15 protein-coding genes, 1 pseudogene and 1 riboswitch are annotated in these 20,572 nt (G+C 47.0%); of the genes and pseudogenes, 6 read left to right on the forward strand and 10 right to left on the reverse strand.

The window, feature by feature from the left end; translation table 11 throughout:
- Window positions 1–190: 190 nt before the first annotated feature.
- The 5 genes and pseudogenes from ACOMHB_RS03550 to ACOMHB_RS03570 all read right to left on the reverse strand — a co-directional run.
- Entirely contained in the window at window positions 191–3,394 is a 3,204-nt protein-coding gene (locus tag ACOMHB_RS03550; RefSeq protein ID WP_448215529.1) for a CHY zinc finger protein, read from the reverse strand.
- Between the two features lie 330 nt (window positions 3,395–3,724).
- A complete protein-coding gene (locus ACOMHB_RS03555; protein WP_448215530.1) occupies window positions 3,725–6,589 on the reverse strand; it encodes a CHY zinc finger protein in 2,865 nt (954 codons plus the stop codon).
- A gap of 232 nt (window positions 6,590–6,821) precedes the next feature.
- Entirely contained in the window at window positions 6,822–8,753 is a 1,932-nt protein-coding gene (locus tag ACOMHB_RS03560) for a CHY zinc finger protein (RefSeq protein WP_448215531.1), read from the reverse strand.
- Between the two features lie 292 nt (window positions 8,754–9,045).
- Window positions 9,046–9,471 (reverse strand): hypothetical protein, encoded by a 426-nt coding sequence (locus ACOMHB_RS03565; RefSeq protein WP_448218677.1) that lies wholly within the window; start codon window positions 9,469–9,471, stop codon window positions 9,046–9,048.
- Window positions 9,472–9,474: 3 nt separating this feature from the next.
- A pseudogene (locus tag ACOMHB_RS03570) lies at window positions 9,475–9,612 on the reverse strand (RING finger domain-containing protein); the annotation flags it as partial.
- 159 nt (window positions 9,613–9,771) lie between these two features.
- Here ACOMHB_RS03570 and xerC point away from each other — a divergent pair.
- From xerC to ACOMHB_RS03590, 4 genes are all read left to right on the forward strand, one after another.
- Entirely contained in the window at window positions 9,772–10,785 is a 1,014-nt protein-coding gene (xerC, locus tag ACOMHB_RS03575) for a tyrosine recombinase XerC (protein ID WP_448215532.1), read from the forward strand.
- The gene (locus tag ACOMHB_RS03580; RefSeq protein WP_448215533.1) at window positions 10,785–11,492 is read left to right on the forward strand and encodes an HAD family hydrolase; all 708 of its coding nucleotides are present in this window, start codon (window positions 10,785–10,787) and stop codon (window positions 11,490–11,492) included. The genes xerC and ACOMHB_RS03580 overlap by 1 nt, the downstream gene beginning before the upstream one ends.
- Before the next feature lie 155 nt (window positions 11,493–11,647).
- Window positions 11,648–12,265: a hypothetical protein gene (locus ACOMHB_RS03585; protein ID WP_448215534.1), complete on the forward strand. Its 618-nt coding sequence runs from the start codon at window positions 11,648–11,650 to the stop codon at window positions 12,263–12,265.
- A gap of 102 nt (window positions 12,266–12,367) precedes the next feature.
- A complete protein-coding gene (locus tag ACOMHB_RS03590; RefSeq protein ID WP_448215535.1) occupies window positions 12,368–12,964 on the forward strand; it encodes a PX domain-containing protein in 597 nt (198 codons plus the stop codon).
- Window positions 12,965–13,026: 62 nt separating this feature from the next.
- Here ACOMHB_RS03590 and ACOMHB_RS03595 read toward each other — a convergent pair whose 3' ends face one another.
- The 5 genes from ACOMHB_RS03595 to mutM form a co-directional block, all read right to left on the reverse strand.
- On the reverse strand, window positions 13,027–13,983 hold the full coding sequence (locus ACOMHB_RS03595; RefSeq protein ID WP_448215536.1) for an ABC transporter substrate-binding protein: 957 nt from the start codon (window positions 13,981–13,983) through the stop codon (window positions 13,027–13,029).
- A 21-nt stretch (window positions 13,984–14,004) separates the two neighbouring features.
- Window positions 14,005–14,757 (reverse strand): ABC transporter permease, encoded by a 753-nt coding sequence (locus tag ACOMHB_RS03600; protein WP_422136633.1) that lies wholly within the window; start codon window positions 14,755–14,757, stop codon window positions 14,005–14,007.
- Window positions 14,754–15,539 (reverse strand): ABC transporter ATP-binding protein, encoded by a 786-nt coding sequence (locus ACOMHB_RS03605; RefSeq protein ID WP_448215537.1) that lies wholly within the window; start codon window positions 15,537–15,539, stop codon window positions 14,754–14,756. Before ACOMHB_RS03605 ends, ACOMHB_RS03600 begins: the two co-directional genes overlap by 4 nt.
- A gap of 10 nt (window positions 15,540–15,549) precedes the next feature.
- Window positions 15,550–16,368 (reverse strand): bifunctional hydroxymethylpyrimidine kinase/phosphomethylpyrimidine kinase, encoded by an 819-nt coding sequence (gene thiD, locus ACOMHB_RS03610; protein ID WP_448215538.1) that lies wholly within the window; start codon window positions 16,366–16,368, stop codon window positions 15,550–15,552.
- Window positions 16,369–16,448: 80 nt separating this feature from the next.
- Window positions 16,449–16,551: riboswitch (TPP riboswitch) on the reverse strand.
- A gap of 64 nt (window positions 16,552–16,615) precedes the next feature.
- Entirely contained in the window at window positions 16,616–17,431 is an 816-nt protein-coding gene (mutM, locus tag ACOMHB_RS03615; RefSeq protein WP_422139747.1) for a bifunctional DNA-formamidopyrimidine glycosylase/DNA-(apurinic or apyrimidinic site) lyase, read from the reverse strand.
- 191 nt (window positions 17,432–17,622) lie between these two features.
- Here mutM and ACOMHB_RS03620 point away from each other — a divergent pair, with 191 nt between their 5' ends.
- The gene (locus tag ACOMHB_RS03620) at window positions 17,623–18,996 is read left to right on the forward strand and encodes an MATE family efflux transporter (protein WP_448215539.1); all 1,374 of its coding nucleotides are present in this window, start codon (window positions 17,623–17,625) and stop codon (window positions 18,994–18,996) included.
- Between the two features lie 480 nt (window positions 18,997–19,476).
- Window positions 19,477–20,448, forward strand: coding sequence for a hypothetical protein (locus ACOMHB_RS03625; protein WP_448215540.1), 972 nt, complete (start codon window positions 19,477–19,479; stop codon window positions 20,446–20,448).
- Window positions 20,449–20,572 lie beyond the last annotated feature (124 nt).

Genomic DNA, 20,572 nt, shown 5'->3' on the forward strand with positions numbered 1-20,572 from the left:
CGGTTTTATTATCCCTAAGACAAACAGAGAGTAGACAAGAATTTCTGTATTGCTATTTGTGTTACTTTTTTGTGCAACAGAGCCTTCGTCAGTATCAACCTGAAAGTGTCTTGCAGGGCTTGATACCGGGTTGTGGTAGCAGTCCGGTGCTGCTATTTGATGGCGGCGACTATTAAATCCGGTGAGATGGTTAATTATTGTTTTCAACCGGCGGATCGTATAGAGAATGTCTGCAAACAGGGCAGGTCCTAATCCCGTTACGAATCATCGCAATGCCGCACTCGTAATGAATTATGTGGGAGCAGTTCAGCCTGACGGAGCTGGTGAAAGTATCTTCCAGGCAGATGCAGCAGAGATTTTGTCCTAAGTTTTCCTGGCATTTGTGATTGTTTTGTAACCCTATATTCAGACAGACATTGCAAGTATCACAGTGAAAGTTTTTATCCTCTTCAACTCGGCACATGCCGCATTTATCGCAGTGGTAGGGTTTTTTTTCCCTATCGGTGAAGTGTTTGCACTTTGCACAGAAATATTGCGACATTTGCTCATTGCAGTTAGGGCATGTCTGAGAGTTTTCTGTAATCTCCCCATTGAATCCACACACAGAGCATAAAAGCCGCATTGCCTGAAGAGCTATTCGAGAGGTAACTTCGCATCGATCACTTCTGTTATGACACCTATGGCATGGGAAGTACCATTGACAGCACTGAAATTTTACATAGCAGAGCCTGCGATAATCTCTGCACAATGGCTTTCGTTTTTCTTGTGCAGATGTCTTTAACTGCTCTTTCGGCGGGTTTGCCTTCTCATTGTCGGTGTTCGGATGGAAAGGAACAAAAAACGCTGTGCCATTGCTACGTACCGCCAGACTATTAGCCTGAAACATCTGATGGAGCAGATTGGCCGATGCCGTCTGATTATCTGCTCGATGGATCAAATGGTCTACTAATTCTTGTTGTCTTCTGAGATCAACGTGCAACCTTTTGATTTGTTCCTTCAAATGCAGTGCTTCAGTGGTTGCTTTGACCATACACTTATAAAGCTCCTGATTTTTTGTAACCAGGTTTTCACTCATCACAACTAACTCCTGATTCTCTAGTTTTAATCCTTGAATCTTCTTAGTTAGCTCCTGAATCATTGTTCTTAACGCTTGAACTTCTGCAGTTAAAGACTGCTTCTCTAATGGTAATTCTTGAGCCTGTTCAGTTAACTCTTTAGTCTGTTGTCTTTTTTTTTCTTTTTTTTCCTGAGCGCGGCCTTTCAGCCCAACGAGAAGGGAGTCATCGGTCGAATGTTTAGTTGAGAAGTTTTGATTTATCCCAGACGCCTCCAAATCGGATCGGTTGTGTGCTCCGTTGGTGAGATGATTACCATAAGAAGACCCTGTCTGAAATCGCTTTTGGGAAGAGGCATTTTGCTGATCACCAGGGTCAGAAAGCTTTGGCCTGGCCCCTTGCTGTAAGTATCTATAAGCTGGCAAGACAGGGGAACTGCCGGTAGACCCGGTGCTGTTAACTAGTGAGGGCTCTTGCAGTATGCGGGAAGCGGGCGCCTGTCTCATCAGTTCATTTGAGAGGCGTTCTAACTCATGGAACGATGGGTGCTGTTCAAGTTGTATCAGGGTTTCTCGAAAAGGGATGGAGAATGTAAATGATTGTGCAAAAATCATAATATCGCGTCTTATCACTGAATCTGATATTTTCTCCAACAGTTCACGAATGGATTCAAGTGGGTTTGAATAGAGCAGGAGTAATTGAACGAAGTACTCAGTCAAGCAAGATTTTTCAAAGTGTCCTAATGATGGCTGTTGGACAGATTGATTGAACCTGTTGATGATGTCCTGAACAATCTTATACAAAATCATCAGGTTATTGTCACCAGCTTCGGGCATTGACCGGTCAGGTGGAATCATTGGTTGGCGTTCAGACAGAATGTTGACAGTATCCAAAGTCCTTGTTTGAACGCTCGTAGCTTCGATTAGCTGCTCGATAAACCGGTTGCGCGTTGAGTTTTCATAGAAAGATCGCTGCAGTTTCAATATTGCCTCAAGAGGCGTGACACTATTACCACTGGTGTTTGTGCTTTTTGTTTCGATAACCTGCAAACGCTGAGGCATGTCCAGCTTATCCAGTATTTGTCTCAGCTTAAAAACGGCATCGGGATCGTCGCTTTCAATGAGGGCAACGAGTTGGTTCGCAATTACCTGAAGGTCTTGAATCCTGGCGTTTCTCGCACTTTCTTTTCCATTGTCGTCTTTTCTGTTATCACCCTCTTCACTGCCATGATTGCTTTCTCCCGGTGAATTGTTCTGCTGATCTTCAGGTTCACCTTTTTTCTCTTTTTGATGGTCGTTATTTTCTTCCTTTGATGCTTTATCGGATGCCTTACCTGATGGTTTTCCATCCCCATTACCTGCCTTTAAGCCACCAGCATGATCTGTCTTCAAGGCAGTGTACTCAAGAAATCGCTTCAAACAGCCAAGCTGCCACTGAAGGCTTTCGCTGTCCGGGCAAGAAGTGGCGGCACGCTGGAAGAGGGTGTTCCAGAAATTAACATCGGTCAGTTGTTCAATGTCCAGAAAGTCAAGCCAACCCAAGGTTATAACGGCATCACTGGAAGAACCATCTGCATTGATGCGTGTCATTTTCAGACGCGCCGGGGATGGCTGTTCCTCAAATGAGCTGGAATCCTTGCCCATGGACATCAGCCAGTTGATGACGGGTTTCAGGATAACCAGGTCTATGTCGAATAATCCCGATGGCCTCCCATCTCCTCCCCATGGTGGAGGCGGTGAATAGGAGAAGCCTTCATCACCGCCAGCGGAAAAATCTGTGTTGCCAGCGAGCTTGTCACCTCTCATTGCCAGTGTGTTATTTCGGGTTTGTCTTGTTTCCAGCACACTTTCCGTGATGTTGTCGGAATAGATTAGAAGGGTAAGAGGAGCTGTATGGGGTTTGACGGGTTGATTGCTGGTGACAGAAGTCAACTCTGGTCTGTTTGCTGTCGTTGATTTTAAGCGAACCCGTGTGCCGCTTTCAGAGGCCCGTTTTGAGATACCATGGAAGACGCGTGTTTGCTCCCCTGTCACTATGACTATCTGATAGCAATAGTCACTCAAGTCGGTCGTGACCAATAGTGCGATACTGCTCGAATCTGCTGGCACCACAGGTGCTTTAAAGCAGAGGATGCTTTTTCGGTCATTGAAGCCTTTCGGAAGCAGCAAACTCAATTGCCACTGACTCACACCCTGAGAATCTGTTCCCTCATTGATCTCAATCCGAACCCTGTCATTGGGATTGTGTCGGTCAATGATGGTTAAGCAATAGCATAAAGGCACGACCGCCATAGCCAGCAGTGAAAGAACAAATGCTGTGAAAAGGCGGTAAAAATGCATACAAATTGCACTACAGAACTTGTGTCAATAATTGCGACTTGTTCTCTTTATCTGATAGACAGAATGGGCAAAAACAGTTCTGCTCTGAAAAATAAAGGAACATCATTGGTCAATCCCGTTATTTGTAGTAGAAACAGAGAATAGTCAAGTGTGTCAGAATTGCTATAAGTACCTGGCCAGTTGGTTTCGCATATTCTGGCGAGTGGATTTTTTCATCCTTCAAGGCGCAACGACGGGCGCGTAGCCATAGCTACGCAACCAGAGTTGGAACGCAGAAGGGTGGAAAAAGCCGCCGTCCAGAATATGCGAAACCAACTGGTTAGGTACTTATTACGGTTTGTACAGAGAGCGTCTGCAAAGAGGGCAGGTTGTTATCCCACTTTTAATCATTGCATCGCCGCAATCACGATGTACTTTGTGGGAGCAATGCAGTATCACGCAGCCGGAGAAGGCATCTTCCAGGCAGATGCAGCACTCGTCGTGGCCTGAGTTTTTCCGGCATTTGTGATTGTCTTGATACCTTCTATCCAGGCAGACATTACAAACATCACAGTGAAAGCACTTATCCTTGAATTTTCGGCAAATGCCGCATTTATCACAGTGGAACGGTTTTTTTTCTAAATTGGTGAAGTGTTTGCATTTTGCACAGAAATAGTCCGACATCAGCTGGTCGCATCCCGGGCACGTCTGGGAGTCTTCCGTAATGTCCCCCTCGTAGTTACAGATAGAACACTTTAGCTTTATTGCTTTATCAGCCCGGTGATCTTTAATCTCGCAATAATCACTCATGTTATGGCACCTTTGGCAGGGGAAATACCCGGCACAGCAACCAAAGTTCACACGGCATAACCTATGGTAATGACCGCACAAAGGCTTTCGATTTTCTTGCACAGATGTCTTTAGCTGCCCGTCCGGTTGGTTTGTCTCCTCATTATGGTTGCTCGACTGCTGGTAAGAAGCAGAGCACTTTTTGCCATTGCTCTGCATCGCCGGGCTGGCCGCTGCCTTCTGTTGTCTTTCTATCTGTCTTATCCGTTGTCTTTTTTTCTCTCTTTTTTCATCAGCGTGTCTTTTCAGCTCGACGAGACGGGAAGTATTGATCGGATATGGACTTAAGACGTTTTGATTTCTCCTCGACACTTCCAAATCGGATCGTTCCTGTGCCCCATTGGTCTGATGATTATCATGTGCACGTCTTGTCTGTAATCGCTTTTGGGAAGAGGGATTTTGCTGATCAGCAAGGGCGGGATGTTTTGGGCTGGCTCCTTGCTGTAAGTAGCCATTACCACTGTGATTGATTACAGGCTTTATAGAAAGCACTTGTTGCGAGTTAGCAGTAAGCGCCCGCCACATCAACTCATTTGAAAGGCGTTCTAATTCATCGCGCGATGGGTGCTGTTTAAGTCGTAAAAAAGCGTTGCGAAAAGAGATGGAGAATGTCAGTGATTTTGCAAAAAACATAATATCACAGATCATGACTGAGTCTGGTATTTTCTCTAACAGGTCACGAATCGATTGAATTGGGTTTGAATAGAACAGTAACAAATGAACCAGGTACTCGGTAAAGCAACATTTTTCAAATTGTCCTAAGGGCGGCTGCTGGCCAGATTGATTGACCCTGTGGATTATATCCAGAACAATCTTGTACAAAATCGTCAGGTTGTTGTTGACAGCTTCGGGCAATGTCTGGTGAGGTGAAATGATCGGTTGGAGTTCAGACAGAATGTTAAAATCATCCAAAGTCCTTGTTTGCTCGCTGGTAGCTTCTATCAGTTGCTCAATAAACCGATTGCGCGTTGAGTTCTCATAGAAAGAACGCTGCAGTTCCAATATCGCCTCAAGAGGCGTGGCAGTGTTGCCTTCGGTGTTTGTGCCTTTTGTTTCCAGCACCTGCAAACGCTGAGGCATGTCCAGCTCATCCAGTATTTGCCTCAGCTTAAAAACGGCATCGGGATCGTCGCTTGCAATGAGTGCTATGAGTTGGTTGGCAATTATCTGAAGGTCTTGAGTCCTGGTGTTTTTTGCACTTTTTTTACCGTTGTCGTCTTTTCTGTTATTACCCTCTTCACTGCCATCATTGCCTTCTTTGGTTGAATGGCTCTTCTCATCTTCAGGTTCACCTTTTTTTTCTTTTTGATGGTCGTTATTTTCGTTCTTTGGTGCTTTATCGGATGCCTTACCTGATGGTTCTCCATCTCCATTACTTGCCTTCAAGCCTCCTGAATGATTTGCCTTCAGGGCAGTGCGTTCAAAAAACAGTTTCAAACAGCCAAGCTGCCATTGAAGACTCTCACTCACCGGGCAAGAAGTGGCGGCACGCTGGAAGAGAGTGTTCCAGAAATTAACATCGGTCAGTTGATCAGTGCTCAGGAAGTCAAGCCAGCCAATGGGTATAACGGCTTCACTGGAGGAGCCATCTGCGTTAACGCGTGTCATTTTCAAACGCGCCGGGTATGGCTGTTTCTCAAAAGAGCTGGAGTCCTTGCCCTTAGACATTAGCCAGTTGCTGACGGGTTTCAGGACAACCAGATCTATGTCGAATAATCCTGATGGTCTCCCACCTCCTCCCCATGGTGGAGGGGGCGAGTAAAAGAAGCCTCCATTGCCGCCACCGGAAAAATCTGCGTTGCCAGCCAGTCTGTCTCCCGTCATTGTCAGTGTGCTATTTCGGGTTTGGCCGACTTCCAGCCCAGGGTCAGTCATCCTGTCGGGGTAAACCAGAAGGGTTAGTGGGGTAGCATGGGATTTGCCGCTCAGGAGTTGGTGGATGGCGACAGAAGCCAACTCCGGTTTGTCTGCCGTCCTGGATTTCAAGCGTACAAGCAGGCTGTTTTCAGAGGCACGTTTTGAGACATCCTGAAAGACGGATGTTTGCTCCTTTGCGGCTATTACCAGCTGATAGCAATAGTTACTCAAGTCGTTGTTGACCAATAGTGCGATACTGTTCCAATCTGCTGACACCAGGGGTGCCTTAAAGCAAAGGGTGCTGTTTTGGTCATCGAAATCTTCCGGAAGCAGCAAATTCATTCGCCACTGACTCACACCCTGAGGATCTGTGCCATTATTGATTTCAATCCGAGCCCTGCGTCCATCGGGATAGTGTCGGTCAATGATGGTGGAGGAATGGCACAACTGCACAGTCATCATAACCATTAGGAAAAGTGCAAATGCCATGAAAAAACGGTAAAAATGCATTCAAACCTTTCCAAATAACTTGTGTTAATAACACCAACTTTCTGGTCTGATAAAAAAGTCAGGACAATCTGTGCTGACTTTCTGCAATTGAAAAATAGAGCAACATTATTGACCGATCTTATTATTCGCAGAACAAATAGAGAATAGACAAGAATTTCTGAATTGCTAAATGGGTTACTTGCTTATAAAAATGAAGCGATCACGACGGTGATTATTAAATCCGGTCAGACGGTTAATTATTGTTTTCATCCAACGGACTGTAAAGAGGGTATCTGCAAACAGGGCAGGTTCTTATCCCGTTTTGCATCATCGCAATGGCGCACTCCCTATGAACTTTGTGGAAGCAGGGCAATATTTGGCTACCGCGAAAGGCATCTTCCAGGCAGATGCCGCAGTCATCGTGGCCTGAGTTTTCCCGGCATTTGTGATTGCCTTTTAAGCGAATATCCAGACAGACATTGCAAACATCACAGTGATAGGTTATATCCTTTTCTACTCGGCAAAGGCCGCATTTATCGCAGTGGGATGGTTCTTTTTCCGTATCGGTAAAGTGTTTGCATAGTGCACAGAAATATTGCGACATTTGTTCGTTACAGTTTGGACATGTCTGAGAGTTCTCAGTAATCGTCCCTTCATATCCACATACAGAACATAGAAGCCATGTTGCATCAACAGCCCTGCAATCTGTCACTTTGCATTTATCGCTCTCGTTATGACATTTGTGGCAGGGGAAATACAAACCACAGCACTTAAAATTCACACGGCAGAGCCTGTTGTAATGTTCGCACAATCGCTCTCGGGTTTTTTGAACCCGTGTCGTTAATTCTGCACCCGACGGGGTTGCCTCCTCATTATGTAAGTGCGAACCAGGCGCCTGCCTTATCAGTTCATTTGAGAGGCGTTCTAATTCATGGAACGATGGGTGCTGTTCAAGTTGTATAAGGATATCGTGAAAAGGAGTGGAGAATGTTAATGATTGTGCAGAATTCATAATATCGTGTCTGATGACTGAATCTGATATTTCCCCTAACAGCTCACGAATGGATTCAAGTGGGTTTGAATAAAGCAGGAGTAATTGAACGAAGTACTCAGCAATGCAAGATTTTTCAAAGTGTCCTATTGATGGCTGTTGGTCAGATTGATTGAATCTGTTGATGATGTCCTGAACAATCTTATACAAAATCATCAGGTTATTGTCGTCTGATTCGGGCATTGACCGGTCAGTTGGAATGTTAAAATCATCCAAAGTCCTTGTTTGATCACTCGTAGCTTCTATCATCTGCTCAATAAACCGATTGCGCGTTGAGTTCTCATAGAAAGAACGCTGCAGTTTCAATATTGCCTCAAGAGGCGTGACTGTATTACCACAGGTGTTTGTGCTTTTTGTTTCGAGAACCTGCAAACGCTGAGGCATGTTCAGCTCATCCAGTATTTGCCTTAGCATAAAAACAGCATCGGGATCGTCGCTTTCAATGAGGGCTACGAGTTGGTTGGCAATTAGCTGAAGGTCTTGAGTCCTGGTGTTTTTTGCACTTTCTTTTCCATCGTCGTCTTTTCTGTTATCACCCTCTTCGCTGCCATAATTGCTTTCTCCCGGTGAGTCGCTCCCCTGATCTCCAGGTTCACCTTTTTTTTCTTTTTGGTGGTCGTTACTTTCGTCCTTTGGAGCTTTACCTGATACCTTGCCCGATGGTTCTCCACCACCATTACCTGCCTTTAAGCCCTCTCTATGAGAAGTAGTATGGGGTTTCAGCGATTGATTGGTGGTGATAAAAGCCGACTCTGGTCTGTCTTCCGTCGTGGATTTGTTTTCAGAGGCACGTTTTGAGACATCCTGAAAGACGGGTGTTTGCTTCTCTGTCAGCTGGTAGCAATAGTCACCCGGGTCGTTCGAGGTCAATAGCGGGATACTGTTCGAATCTGCTGGCACCACAGGTGCCATAAAACAAAGGCTGCTTTTTCGGTTATTGAAGCCTTCCGGAAGCAGCAAACTGACTTGCCAAGGACTCGCCCGCTGCGGATCTGCACCATCATTGATTTCAATCCGAACCCTGTGTCCATCGTGATTGTTTCGGTCAATAATGGTTGCACAATAGCATAACGGCAGGACCGCCAGAGCCAGTAGTAAAAGAACAAATGCCAGGAAGAAACGGTAAAAACGCATTCAAATCTTTCTAAACAACGGGTGTTAATAATACCAACCCGCCCCTTCTTGTCTGACGGAAAACGCCGGAACAACCTGTGCTGACTTTCTGCTCTGGAAAAAGAAAGGGACGCTATTGACTGATACTGGTAGAACAGACAGAGAATAGACAAGAACTTCAGAATTGCCAGATGGGGTACTTTCCGTGAGTCGCAGAGCCTTAAACGCACTCACTCGCTCGAATCAGGATAATTGTACGGTTCATTGCCTTAATCACGAGTCACTGCGAGGTCGAAGCGGATGAAAGTGAAACTCACCTCCTACTGTTATATGATGTAAAAGCTATTGTAGCCCCAGAAATGACCCCTACTATAACCCGTTCAGGGAAAGTTTTAACGAAAGAATTATTAGACACAGCCATGACACTAGCCCCGAATGCAGCCCCGGCAGCAGTTGAATAAACTCTGGGGACACCAGTAGCAGCCCCGAGAGCCCCGATAACGCCTGTTGGAATAGACACGGCAGGATTCAAAATACTGGTAATATATGAAACTGAGAAAGCTTCAGACTTTAACTTAATTGCGGAAACAGCAACGTAAATGCAGCAAAACCTGAGATAAAACGAAGCAGTTTTGGTAAAGATTGGGGTAGCTTTTTTCAAAACATTAACAGTTCGATCATATAACGGGAGATCGTTTATCTGTGTTATTTCGTCATCAGTTAATTCTTTTCTACACATCGGGCAGCTCTTGTGCTCAGAACTTTCCAGCCATACCCGTACGCACGATTTACCAAAAGCATGTCCGCATGTTAGCTTGAAGGGACTGCATTCTGCTGAATCGTGGCATATTGCACATCTAATACCTTCGGTAGCATTCATATGAAAACCTCACTGTTTTAACATTTGACACTTGTATCTGGTTTTGGTTCCCTGCGGGTAACGGGAAGCTGGTCGCGAGCTATATTTCCCGCAAAAATGCAAAAGAACCATCGTTATCGATATTGCACGGATAGAGGGCTTGGTGAATGATGAACAGATGTGCTTACCAAAGGTTCTGTCATGGGTTTCCTGCAACAGGATATTGATGCTTTTCTCGATTATCTGAAGTTTGAAAAAAATAGCTCTGTTCATACCTGCTCGGCGTATCAGAGAGATTTGGGTAAATTACTGAAGCAGGCCGAAGTGCTTGGAATCACTCAGTGGCAAAAGCTTGAAGAACGCCAGCTCCGGACATGGCTGGCAGAGTTGCATGGCCAGGGCCTTGGGCAGAAGAGTCTGCATCGCCTGCTTTCATCCGTTCGCAGTTTTTATCGTTACCTTAACCGGCAGGGAAAGGTTGCAGATAACCCTGCCCAGAGAGTCACTGCACCCAAGGTGGGCAGAAAGTTACCTGTCACCATGGATGCCGATCAACTCGCCAGACTGCTCGATCAGGAGGATGATGACCCATTAGTGATCAGGGATCTGGCTATCCTGGAACTGTTCTATTCTTCGGGGCTGCGCCTCTCGGAACTGGTTGGCTTGAATCTCAATAGTTTCCAGGATGATTACAGGCAGGTGATCGTATTGGGCAAGGGCAAAAAAGAACGCTGGCTGCCGGTGGGTCGAAAGGCGCGTGAAGCTATAAAAAAATGGCTGTCCGTCAGAGTTATTTTTCCGGAAAAAAATGCACAGGCCCTGTTTCTCTCAAAGCAGGGTAATCGTATCAGTGCCCGTCAGGTGCAAAACCGTGTGAGTCAGCTATCCAGAGACAGGGGTCTCTCAGGGCGTATGCATCCTCACCTGCTGAGACACTCTTTCGCCAGTCATCTGCTGGAGTCCAGTGGCGATCTCAGGGCGGTTCAGGAGCTGTTGGGGCACAGTGATATTGCCACTACCCAGATATATACCCATCTTGATTTTCAACATCTTGCCGACGTATATGATAAGGCTCATCCGAGAGCACAGAGAGTCAGTAAGACGACCTCTGTTAATGAACCGTCTGATAGGGAAGAGAGAGTTACCGAAGATCAGGAGCCTTCAGCAATAAAAGAACCCAAAAGGAAAAAATAATGATAAAGCTGATCACTTTCGATCTGGATGACACGCTTTGGGAAAACATGCCGGTGCTGATTCGGGCAGAACAGAAAGCCTGGAAAAAACTCTGTGAATACTGGCCAGCAACCCACGATAGAATGAACCCCAAGCAAGTGTTTGAGTATCGGGTCAAACTCCTGGAGGATCATCCGCAGCTCAAATATCAGATTACGGAACTGCGCCGGTTTTCTCTGCAGAAGATTCTGCAAGACTGCGATTGCCCGGAATCAAGAGCGGAAGAAATTGCCGGTGACTTGATGCGGGAGTTTATGGAGTGGCGTCATGATGTGAAGTGTTTTCCCGAAGTTCAGCCGGTCCTCTCCCATCTGTCAGCAGACTATACGCTGGCTGCGGTCACCAATGGCAATATCGATGTTGAGAAATTATCGGTCAGTGAGTTTTTTGACTTTGCTCTCAAGGCAGAGGATTACAACAGTCTGAAACCAGAGCCGACTCTGTTCCTGAAAGCCATGGAACGTGCCGGGGTGACTCCCGATGAGACCCTTCATGTGGGAGATTGCCTGAAAGCTGATGTTGCTGGTGCCGGAGCACTGGGAATTGGAACCGTCTGGTTTAATCCTGCTGACAAGGCGTTCAATGGCGACCGCAGACCTGATTACGAGATACGATCGCTAACCGGTCTGCTCAGGGTTTTGGACAAGGATCTTCAGCCAGAATATTAAGGCTTCGCCTGACTGACCAGGTAATTAATTCCATCTATCACAAATTTATGGACAGCACGACAGTGCTGTCCTTCGGGATTTTTTGTCAGGTATCTATGGATTCCTAATATATATTTCACTGAACTGTATTTTTTTTGGATACCAGGAACCTGATAATGAAACTTAACTATGCAGCTTGCATAATACTACTTCTGTCTTTTACTTATTTACACGCCGATGAAGTGGAAAAGCAGATAATAGGCACTTGGCTTATCAGAGATAATTTACCCTTTAATAGATATATAACTTATCATCCACCTTGTCAGTTTGGAGGGTCGGCATTGTTCAATATTAGAGGATGTGGTGAATGCTTTAGCGAGGATGTATTATACGGCAGATATGATGTGGTTGTAGAAATGCCAATGCTCAGTAGTAAAGCAATAGCTTTCAGTGGTTTATGGTTTTTTCCCAGAGACTCACAGGAAAAAATGATTCTCGATGTTAAGAGCAAAAACGTTGATTTAGATCGTCATAGAGTCAGAAAAGAAATTTTAGACCCAGCTCAAGGTTTATCTCTTACCAGAGTTGTACAAGTTGATGCTAACGAATTTATCTACGAAGAATACAATCCAGATAGCAAGGGATTTGACAAATTCAAAACTGTTAAACTTCCGGGTCAGTCACTGGAACAGATAAAGCAACTACCGTATCTTGATGATATCCGACTGACTTTTTTGAGGCCTGACAGGCAGAGCAACTTGTCCGGGGCCGGTTCGTCCTCTGCCCATCGGTGATTCAGCATGCAGTTTCTGGTGGATGGAATGTTTTTCAGGCATCTCTGGAACTTAATCCATATTCCGTTGGTCTGTATGTTTTTGGATAGGAGAAACCTGATAATGAAAATTAAATATGCAGCTTATATAATGTTATTTCTGTCTTTTACTTATTCACACGCTGAAGAAGTGGAAAACGAGATAATAGGTACTTGGCTTTCTAAAGATGATTTACCTTTTAACGAATATATTACTTACCACCCACCTCAGCGCTATAAAGGTCCGGTAAAGTTCATTATTACAGGGTATGGTGAATACTACAGTGAGGATATATTGTACGGTAGATATGATACGGTTATAGAAATCCCGGAACAGAATCTTAAATTAATAGCTTATTCTGGTGTATGGTTTTCCCCTGAAGACACGGGGGAAAGGTTGATCTTCGATCTTAGACACATTTCCCCCAAAGACACCTGGGAAAGATTGGAATTCGATTTTAAATATAAAGACGTTGATCTAAATGACTTTAAATCGAAAGCCAATATTATTAACCCGAAAGGTGGTTTGGATATTACCAAAGTTATTAAAGTTGATGGTAACGAATTTGTCTATGAAGCATTCAATCCAGAAAATAATGCATTCGACAGATTCAACGCCGTTAAAGTTCCGGTGCAGTCACCGGAACAGATAGGGAAATTACGGTATTACGATGAATTTTGATTGTTTTATCTGATGCCTGTCAGGCAGGGCAGCTGACCTGAAGCTGCTTTGCCCTCTGCTCATCAGAGATTCAGCATGTAGTCTTTAGCTTCTGGAATGTTTTTCAGATCGCCATGGGCTTCGAGAAATCGGGCAAAACGGTCATAGCGCCCTGTGTCTCTGGCCGAGGGTCTGAGAGCAAAGCGTGACACCGTATCAAACCATGCCCGTTGGTTAAGCTCGTTATCCAGCTTTTTGGGACTGTAATCCCTGAAAATTTCCCAGGAGGCTTGCGGATTGTTGACAATAAACTGGGTGCCCAGTTCGATGGCTCGCAGGAATTTCCTGATCACCTGCTTGTCATGCTTCTTGCTGTTGGCAATAAAAATCAGCTCGTCGTAGGGAGGGATACCATTTTCTTCGTAATAGAACATCTTGCCCTGTCGACCTTCGATGGCCAGCTGGTTCAGCTCAAAGTTCCGGTAGGCACCCATAATTGCATCAACACGGCCTGACATCAGGGAAGAAGAGAGGTTCCAGCCAACATTCACCATCTTGATGTCTTTTGAAGAAAACCCGTAAGGTTTGAACAGCGTATCCAGAAAAGCGTTCTCATTGCCGCCAATATTCAGGCCAATGGTTTTCCCTTTCATGTCTTTCAGGGATTGGATCGGCCCATCTTCCAGAACAATCAGTCCATCCAGAGGTGTCGCAACCAGGGTGCCCGCCCAGGCCAGAGGCAGGCCGTTGGCGACGCCGCGAGTCAGGCTGGGTTGATAATAGACGGCGAGGTCAACATCACCGGCGGCAACCAGCTTGGGAGGCAGGTTAGGATCAGCAGGCTCCTGTATATTTACTTTCAACCCCTGATCCCTGAAGTAGCCGTTTTGCCGGGCAATCACGATAGGCCCATGATCTGGATTGACGAACCACTCCAGCATCAGGTTCAGCTCTTTAACAGGTTGGGCAAATGAAAGTGAGCTGGCCAACAGAAGCGACAGCAGAACAGACACTTTTCTGAATAGTTCTTGTGCGAGCAAAATTATGAGTCCTCAGCAGAGTCAGGTGGCAGGTTGCCAGGGGATAAGTTTTTTCAGAGCCAGATCGGTCATGAAGTAAAGACCGACAGAGCAGATAGCCAGTACCGTCAGCGCTGCGAACATCTGGTCTACCCACAGGCGCGCATTGGCTTGCAACATGAGGTAGCCCAACCCGGCGCTGGAGCCAACCCATTCACCGACTACAGCTCCTATGGGAGCCACGACAACCGCAACCCTCAAGCCGGAGGCGAGGGCAGGAAGGGCTGCCGGCCAGCGGATATGACGCAGTGTGGAAAAACGGTTCCCGCCCATGGTCTTTGCCATGTCCAGCCAGCCCTGATGAGTGTGGCGCAAGCCGTCATAGCAGCAGGTGGCTACCGGGAAGAAAATCACCAGAATGGTCATGACTACCTTGGAAGCCAGGCCGTAGCCAAACCAGAGCATCAGTATGGGAGCCAGTGCAAAGACCGGAACCGCCTGGGTAATGAGCAGCAGTGGTAGAAGCCATGGTCGAAGTGTTACGAAATAAACCAGAATCATAGCCAGCAGGATGCCCGACAGAACCCCCAGAACCAGACCCAGCAGCATCTCTGTCAGGGTGACGAGTGTGTGTTCCCACAGCAAAGAGGCATTGTCGTACATACTGCTCAGCACTGCCAGCGGACCCGGTAATATATAGTTCGGCATAGAAAACAGTACGACAATGGCTTCCCAAATGACTAACAGGCCGAGAACTACCAGAAAAGGCTTGAGCAGCGGCATCCAGAATTTCATTTATGCTCTTCCTCATGTCTCAGTCGTTCCAGCAGTTCACCCTGCAGGCTCAGCAAGGTTCTGTTTGCCAATGATCTGGGTGGGGTACCGGGTGGCATAATGGCTTCGGTTAATTTTGCGGGGTGTCCCTGAAGGTGATAAATACGATGGCCCAGCCTCAGGGCTTCCAGAGGGTCATGGGTGATCAACAGTACCGTTCGATGAGCCAGTAGCTCACAGGCAAGGTCCTGAAGATTCAGTCGGGTGATGGCGTCCAGGGCGCCGAAGGGCTCGTCCATTAATACCAGGGGGCGATTTTCCATCAGGGTTCTGGCCAGGGCAACGCGCTGTCGCTGTCCACCGGAAAGGTTCTGGGGTAATTCGTCAGACTTATCCACAAGGCCAACCTGCTCGAGAATATGTCTGGCTCTTGCCATTTCTTCGGCAGGGACTTTTGTTCGTCTAAAGAGAGAGCCTCTGAGCCGTTCACCCAGCGTAATATTGTCAATGACTGAGAACCAGGGCAGCAGCAGATCCTGCTGGGCCATCCAGGCAATGCGACCTTCAAGGGAAAAGCCATCCTGGCAGAGCACAGTGCCGGCTGTGGTTAAGACATTTTTTTGGGGGGTAGAGGGCTGGCCTGTGGATAAACCGGCAATCAACCGCAACAGGCTGGTCTTGCCAACCCCGCTGCCACCGAGCAAACAGGTCCACTCGCCTCCTGCGAGAGTCAGGTCAAGACCATTAAAAATAACTTTTTCGCCATAAGCCAGAGCAGCATTTTTTACTAAAACATCAAACATTCAGACCGGATCACCAGATGTTGTAAAAGTGGTGAACAGGTCCGCTACCCTGACCGATGTTCAGCTGATCGGCATGGGCAATGGCCTGGGCAATGTACTTTTTGGCCTCCGGAATGGCTTCACTCATGGAGTAGCCACGAGCCAGCAATGCGGTGATCGCTGAGGAGAGTGTGCAGCCTGTGCCGTGGGTGTTACCGGTTTGTATCCAGTCGGATTCCAGTCGGTGCAAAGAGCTTCCGTCGTGATAAAAATCAGTGGCTTTATCATCACTATTACTAGCACTCAGGTGACCACCTTTAAGAAGAACTGCCCGCGAGCCAAGCGCCAGCAGAGGCTCAATCATATCGATCATCTGGTCCGGATTTCTGGGCACCGGGCGGTCAAGCAGTACCGCAGCTTCATGCAGATTGGGGGTGATCAGACTGGCTTTGGGAATCAGTGATTGCCTGAGAGTCTCAATAGCACTCTGGTGCAGCAGAACGTCACCACTGGTAGCCACCATCACAGGGTCAAGCACAAGATAGGCCGGGCGGTAGTGAGCCAGACTATCCGCTACCGTTGTGATAACGTCTGGCTGGCTCAACATGCCCACTTTTACGGCCTTGATAGAAAGGTCGGAAAAGACTGAATCCAGTTGTTGGCGGATAAAGGCAGGCTCAACATCAAAAATACCCTGCACGCCCTGAGTATTCTGCGCGGTCAGAGCGGTAATAACATTGCAGCCGTAGGCACCCAATGCTGAAAAGGCTTTCAGGTCTGCCTGTATACCGGCGCCACCACCACTGTCCGATCCGGCAATGGTAAGGGCAATTGGTGTTTCATTAGTCATCGTTCGGTTTACTTCTTCGAACTGACGTAGAAAAGGTATCTGAAGAACGGTGCCGGGGAAATCCTCCCGGGGATAGCGAGCCCGTTCAATCGTCGGTTTCCTACGCCAGTATAATCCGGTTCAGGTTCAATGGGTCTCTCTCAGTCCGGAAAACATTCATTCCGAACACCCCAACCAACGGTGCGAGTCTATTTTGTTTCTGTAACTATGTCTAATCCTCAAAAGGTCGGTTAAATCCCGGTTCAGATTAACGCTGGCATTTTTTACAGTAACAGGTACTGCGATTACCCAGCCGGATCTCTACTATAGGTGTTGAACAGTGCACGCAGGCTTCACCCTTGCGTCCATAGACAGCCAGTTCCTGCTTGAAGTAACCTGGCTTGCCGTCGCCTCCGACAAAATCCCTCAGTGTTGTGCCACCCTGTTTAACGGCTTTTTCCAGAATCTCTTTGATGCTTTCGGTCAGTCGCTCGTAACGGGCTTTGGAAATTTTTCCGCAGGGCCTGTCAGGCCGGATGCCTGCTTTGAACAGGGCTTCATTGGCGTAAATATTCCCGACCCCAACAACAACATGGCTGTCCATGATGAACGTTTTTACCGGCTGTTTTTTCCCCCTGGATTTGAGATAAAGCCTCTGGGCTGTAAATTCATCACCGAGTGGCTCCGGGCCGAGTTTGCTTAACAAGTCATGTTTCATAACATCGTCGTCGATCCACAGAACCGCTCCGAACCTTCTTGGGTCGGTGTATCTCAGCCTTATCCCGTGACTGAAAACCAGATCGACATGATCATGCTTTCGGGCTTCCTGCGGTTCTTTCAGTATGCGCAGGCTTCCGGACATCCCCAGGTGAACCAATAAGGTTCCGGCGTCGGTTTTGATCAGGAGATACTTCGCCCGTCGGGTGACTGCACGGATAACCTGCCCGGACAAATGCTGTTGCAAATGTTCCGGAACCGGCCAGCGCAGTTGTGGATTGCGAACAATAACATCCGATACGGTGTGACCAATAATATGAGGTGCAATACCTCTTCGGGTCGTTTCAACTTCAGGTAATTCAGGCATCCGCCGACAGTAGCAAATATGTCATCAAAAGGCGATGTAACCGGCTAAAGGAAATAGGTAAAAATCCCGCGCAGGGCCCCAAAAAGTCACGGCAAATTAGCCATATCAAATGTTGTTATGTGACTGGTAAGATGGTTTAACTTTTACCCCGATTCAGTATTGGTAAAAGCACATCAGAACAGTGAGTAAAAATGACAGCCAGCCCAACGTTATACCAACGATATTCCAAGGAACTTAAAGAGCTTATTTATTTATCTGCCCCGATTCTGGGTGCGCAGCTGGCAACTACCGGTATGGGCTTTGTGGATACCAGTATGGCGGGTCAATACTCTGCAGAAGATCTGGCAGCGGTGGCTATTGGCTCCAGTATCTGGGTTCCGATTTATCTGTTAATCAGAGGTATCCTGATGGCGACAACACCGACTGTCGCCCATCTGTTTGGTGCCCGAAAAATTGACCAGATTGCTTCACCGGTTCGTCAGGCTATGTGGCTGTCTCTGGTGTTAAGTGTGGTCGGTATGGTGTTGATGATGAATGCCATGCCATTGCTCAATGTTCTGGAAGTCAATGCCGAAATGGCTGCCAGGACGGATGCTTATCTGGATGCATTGGCCTGGGGTGTGCCCGGGATCTGTTTATATCAAACCATGGTCAGCTATTGCGAAGGGCGCTCCATTACCAAGCCGGCCATGCTTATCAGCTTTGTCGGTTTGCTGATCAATATTCCGCTTAATTATGTGTTGATTTATGGCAAGTTCGGCTTTCCGGAAATGGGTAGCGTAGGTTGTGGCTATGCAACAGCTATCTGTTTCTGGGTGATGTGCCTGTTGATGTTCTGCTACACCCGGTTCAATCAAAAGCATACAGAAGTGAATCTGTTCGACCGTTTTGAATCGCCCGACATGGGGCGAATAGCTGCTCACCTGAAACTCGGCGTTCCCATCGGTCTGGCCATCTTTTTTGAAGCCAGTATCTTTTCGGCGGTCGCTCTGGTTATCGGCAAACTGGGCGCAGTGACCGTCGCGGGTCACCAGATTGCATTGAATCTCGCCAGCATGGCCTTTATGGTGCCGTTGAGTCTATCCATGGGAATCACCATACGGGTCGGTCAGGCTCTTGGGGCTGGTGACCCTGAGGCAGCAAGGTTCTCGGGGTATTCGGGTATCGTAGCGACCCTGCTGACAGCCACCCTGATTGCTTCTGTTATGTGGGCGTTTGCCGATGCTCTGACATCGCTTTATACCCGGGATACTGCGGTTAAAACTTTGGCTGCCCAGCTGTTGATCTTTGCTGCACTGTTCCAGTACGCCGATGGTATTCAGGTCGCTTCCAATGGTGCATTAAGGGGTTACAAAGACACCCGGGTACCTATGATCATTATTCTGATTGCCTGCTGGGGTATTGCTCTGCCACTGGGTTATACGCTGGGACTGACGGATTTTATCGCCGATGAACCTATGGGTCCCCATGGTCTCTGGATCGGATTAGTGCTGGCACTCACGCTTTCTGCTGTATTCCTGCTGCTGCGTTTCAGATCGCTGAGCAAGAGAGCCATTGTGACGTAATCGTTTGCCATGAATATTGATTGTAAAATGTGCAATCTGAGTGTCAGAAAGGGCCGACGAATGTCGGCTCTTGTCAGTATCCGGTGTCTTGAGAGCTATCTGGACAATGTCTCAATTTTACCAATCAGTGCACACCTGTTCTGTCAGGGTTGGCAGTGTGATGCCGGATGAGATAAAACCAATAAGAATAAGTACGACACATCTTGAGAATGTCTCTATTTGGGCAGACTTATCAGGGGTTTGCTATTATCAGTCGGTGCATGCGTAGTCTTGGCTGCTCAGAATCAAGCTGACGAATTCTGATCCAATCGAAAACACGAGAGCAAGGCTCTTACTCCCCAGACTTTCAGTGCATGGTTAAAGTGACTTTTGTTGTTCACTTGTACTTTGATTCTATAAAGAAGTCGCTTGACGTTTTTTGCTCTTTCTCTGCATCCGTTTTACTAAACAATGAAAAAAGAGTTATTTATGAAACCCCTCATGCATAGGCTTTTTTTCACGCTGTTTTTATTGTCCACAATTACCCTCAATGTTCGTGCCGATACCTGTCCCAGGAACATGCAAGCTGATTTCAGCTCTGGCATGATGAAAGATGCTGGCGAATTGACGACACATATCTTTGAGGCTGCTCATCCCGATGTCCTGATGTGCATGCCTTCCGACACGCCAGCAGATGCTGGCGATCTGATTGGTAAGGTCATCCCCGGAACTGAACCTGATTCGTTTGTCTGTGCATACCCGCGACTACTTGGTGTTGTCGTCCAGGACACACAGTACACCGCCAACTTCGATTGGCTCGATGCAAACTATGAGCAGCTTGCCACCTGGCTCAGTTCCTTTGCCCATATTGAAAAAAACGACAATGGCTATCAATACATATCCAGGAGCTATTACGTATTCAAAAACAGAAATCAGAACGCAGGTCACCTGGACATCTGCGTCCAGTCTACCGTCGGCAAAGGATTTGAATTTGGATATGAAACGGAATCGGATAATGGTGAGAAGTCATGTGGGTTATTTGTTGGCGCCTTGTATTTCTCACCCTTCTTCCGCCCGGCTTTGAACGACCAGAGCGAGAGTGATGAAGGTAGCAATGAAGGTAGCAATGCAGCGCCCAGCCCTCAAAACTGTGCAAGGTGTTGGCTTAGTAAAAATGAGGGTGGCAATGAAGTTAGCTATGCAGCTAACGATGAAGACGATTTTTGCTCCAAATGCGAGAGCCCATCGTTCCAGGGTGACTGCCCCAGATGTACATGCACTGTTGAACAGTTTTCTCCTGCTTGCCATTTATGCAATGGTGATGGCTGCAATCCTTTTCGTTGCTCTATTTTTACAACCTGGGATGCTTGCCCTTCAGGTTCCACCTTCTATGAAAATATCCTCTGCTTCGGTTTGAGCTGCCCAAAAAAACCTGTTTGTATTAGGAAGCGCTGTCACAAGAAATCAGAATAGTCTTCTCGTCCGGTTAAAAATATTCAAGCTTCAGACGCCCCTGATTATGGAGCTTGAATGTGTTTAACCGGACAGCAGTGCCCCCTGTGGTTGAGATGCCTGCCTTGCCTCTTCTATAATGCCG

This window comes from Endozoicomonas sp. 2B-B, assembly GCF_053470045.1.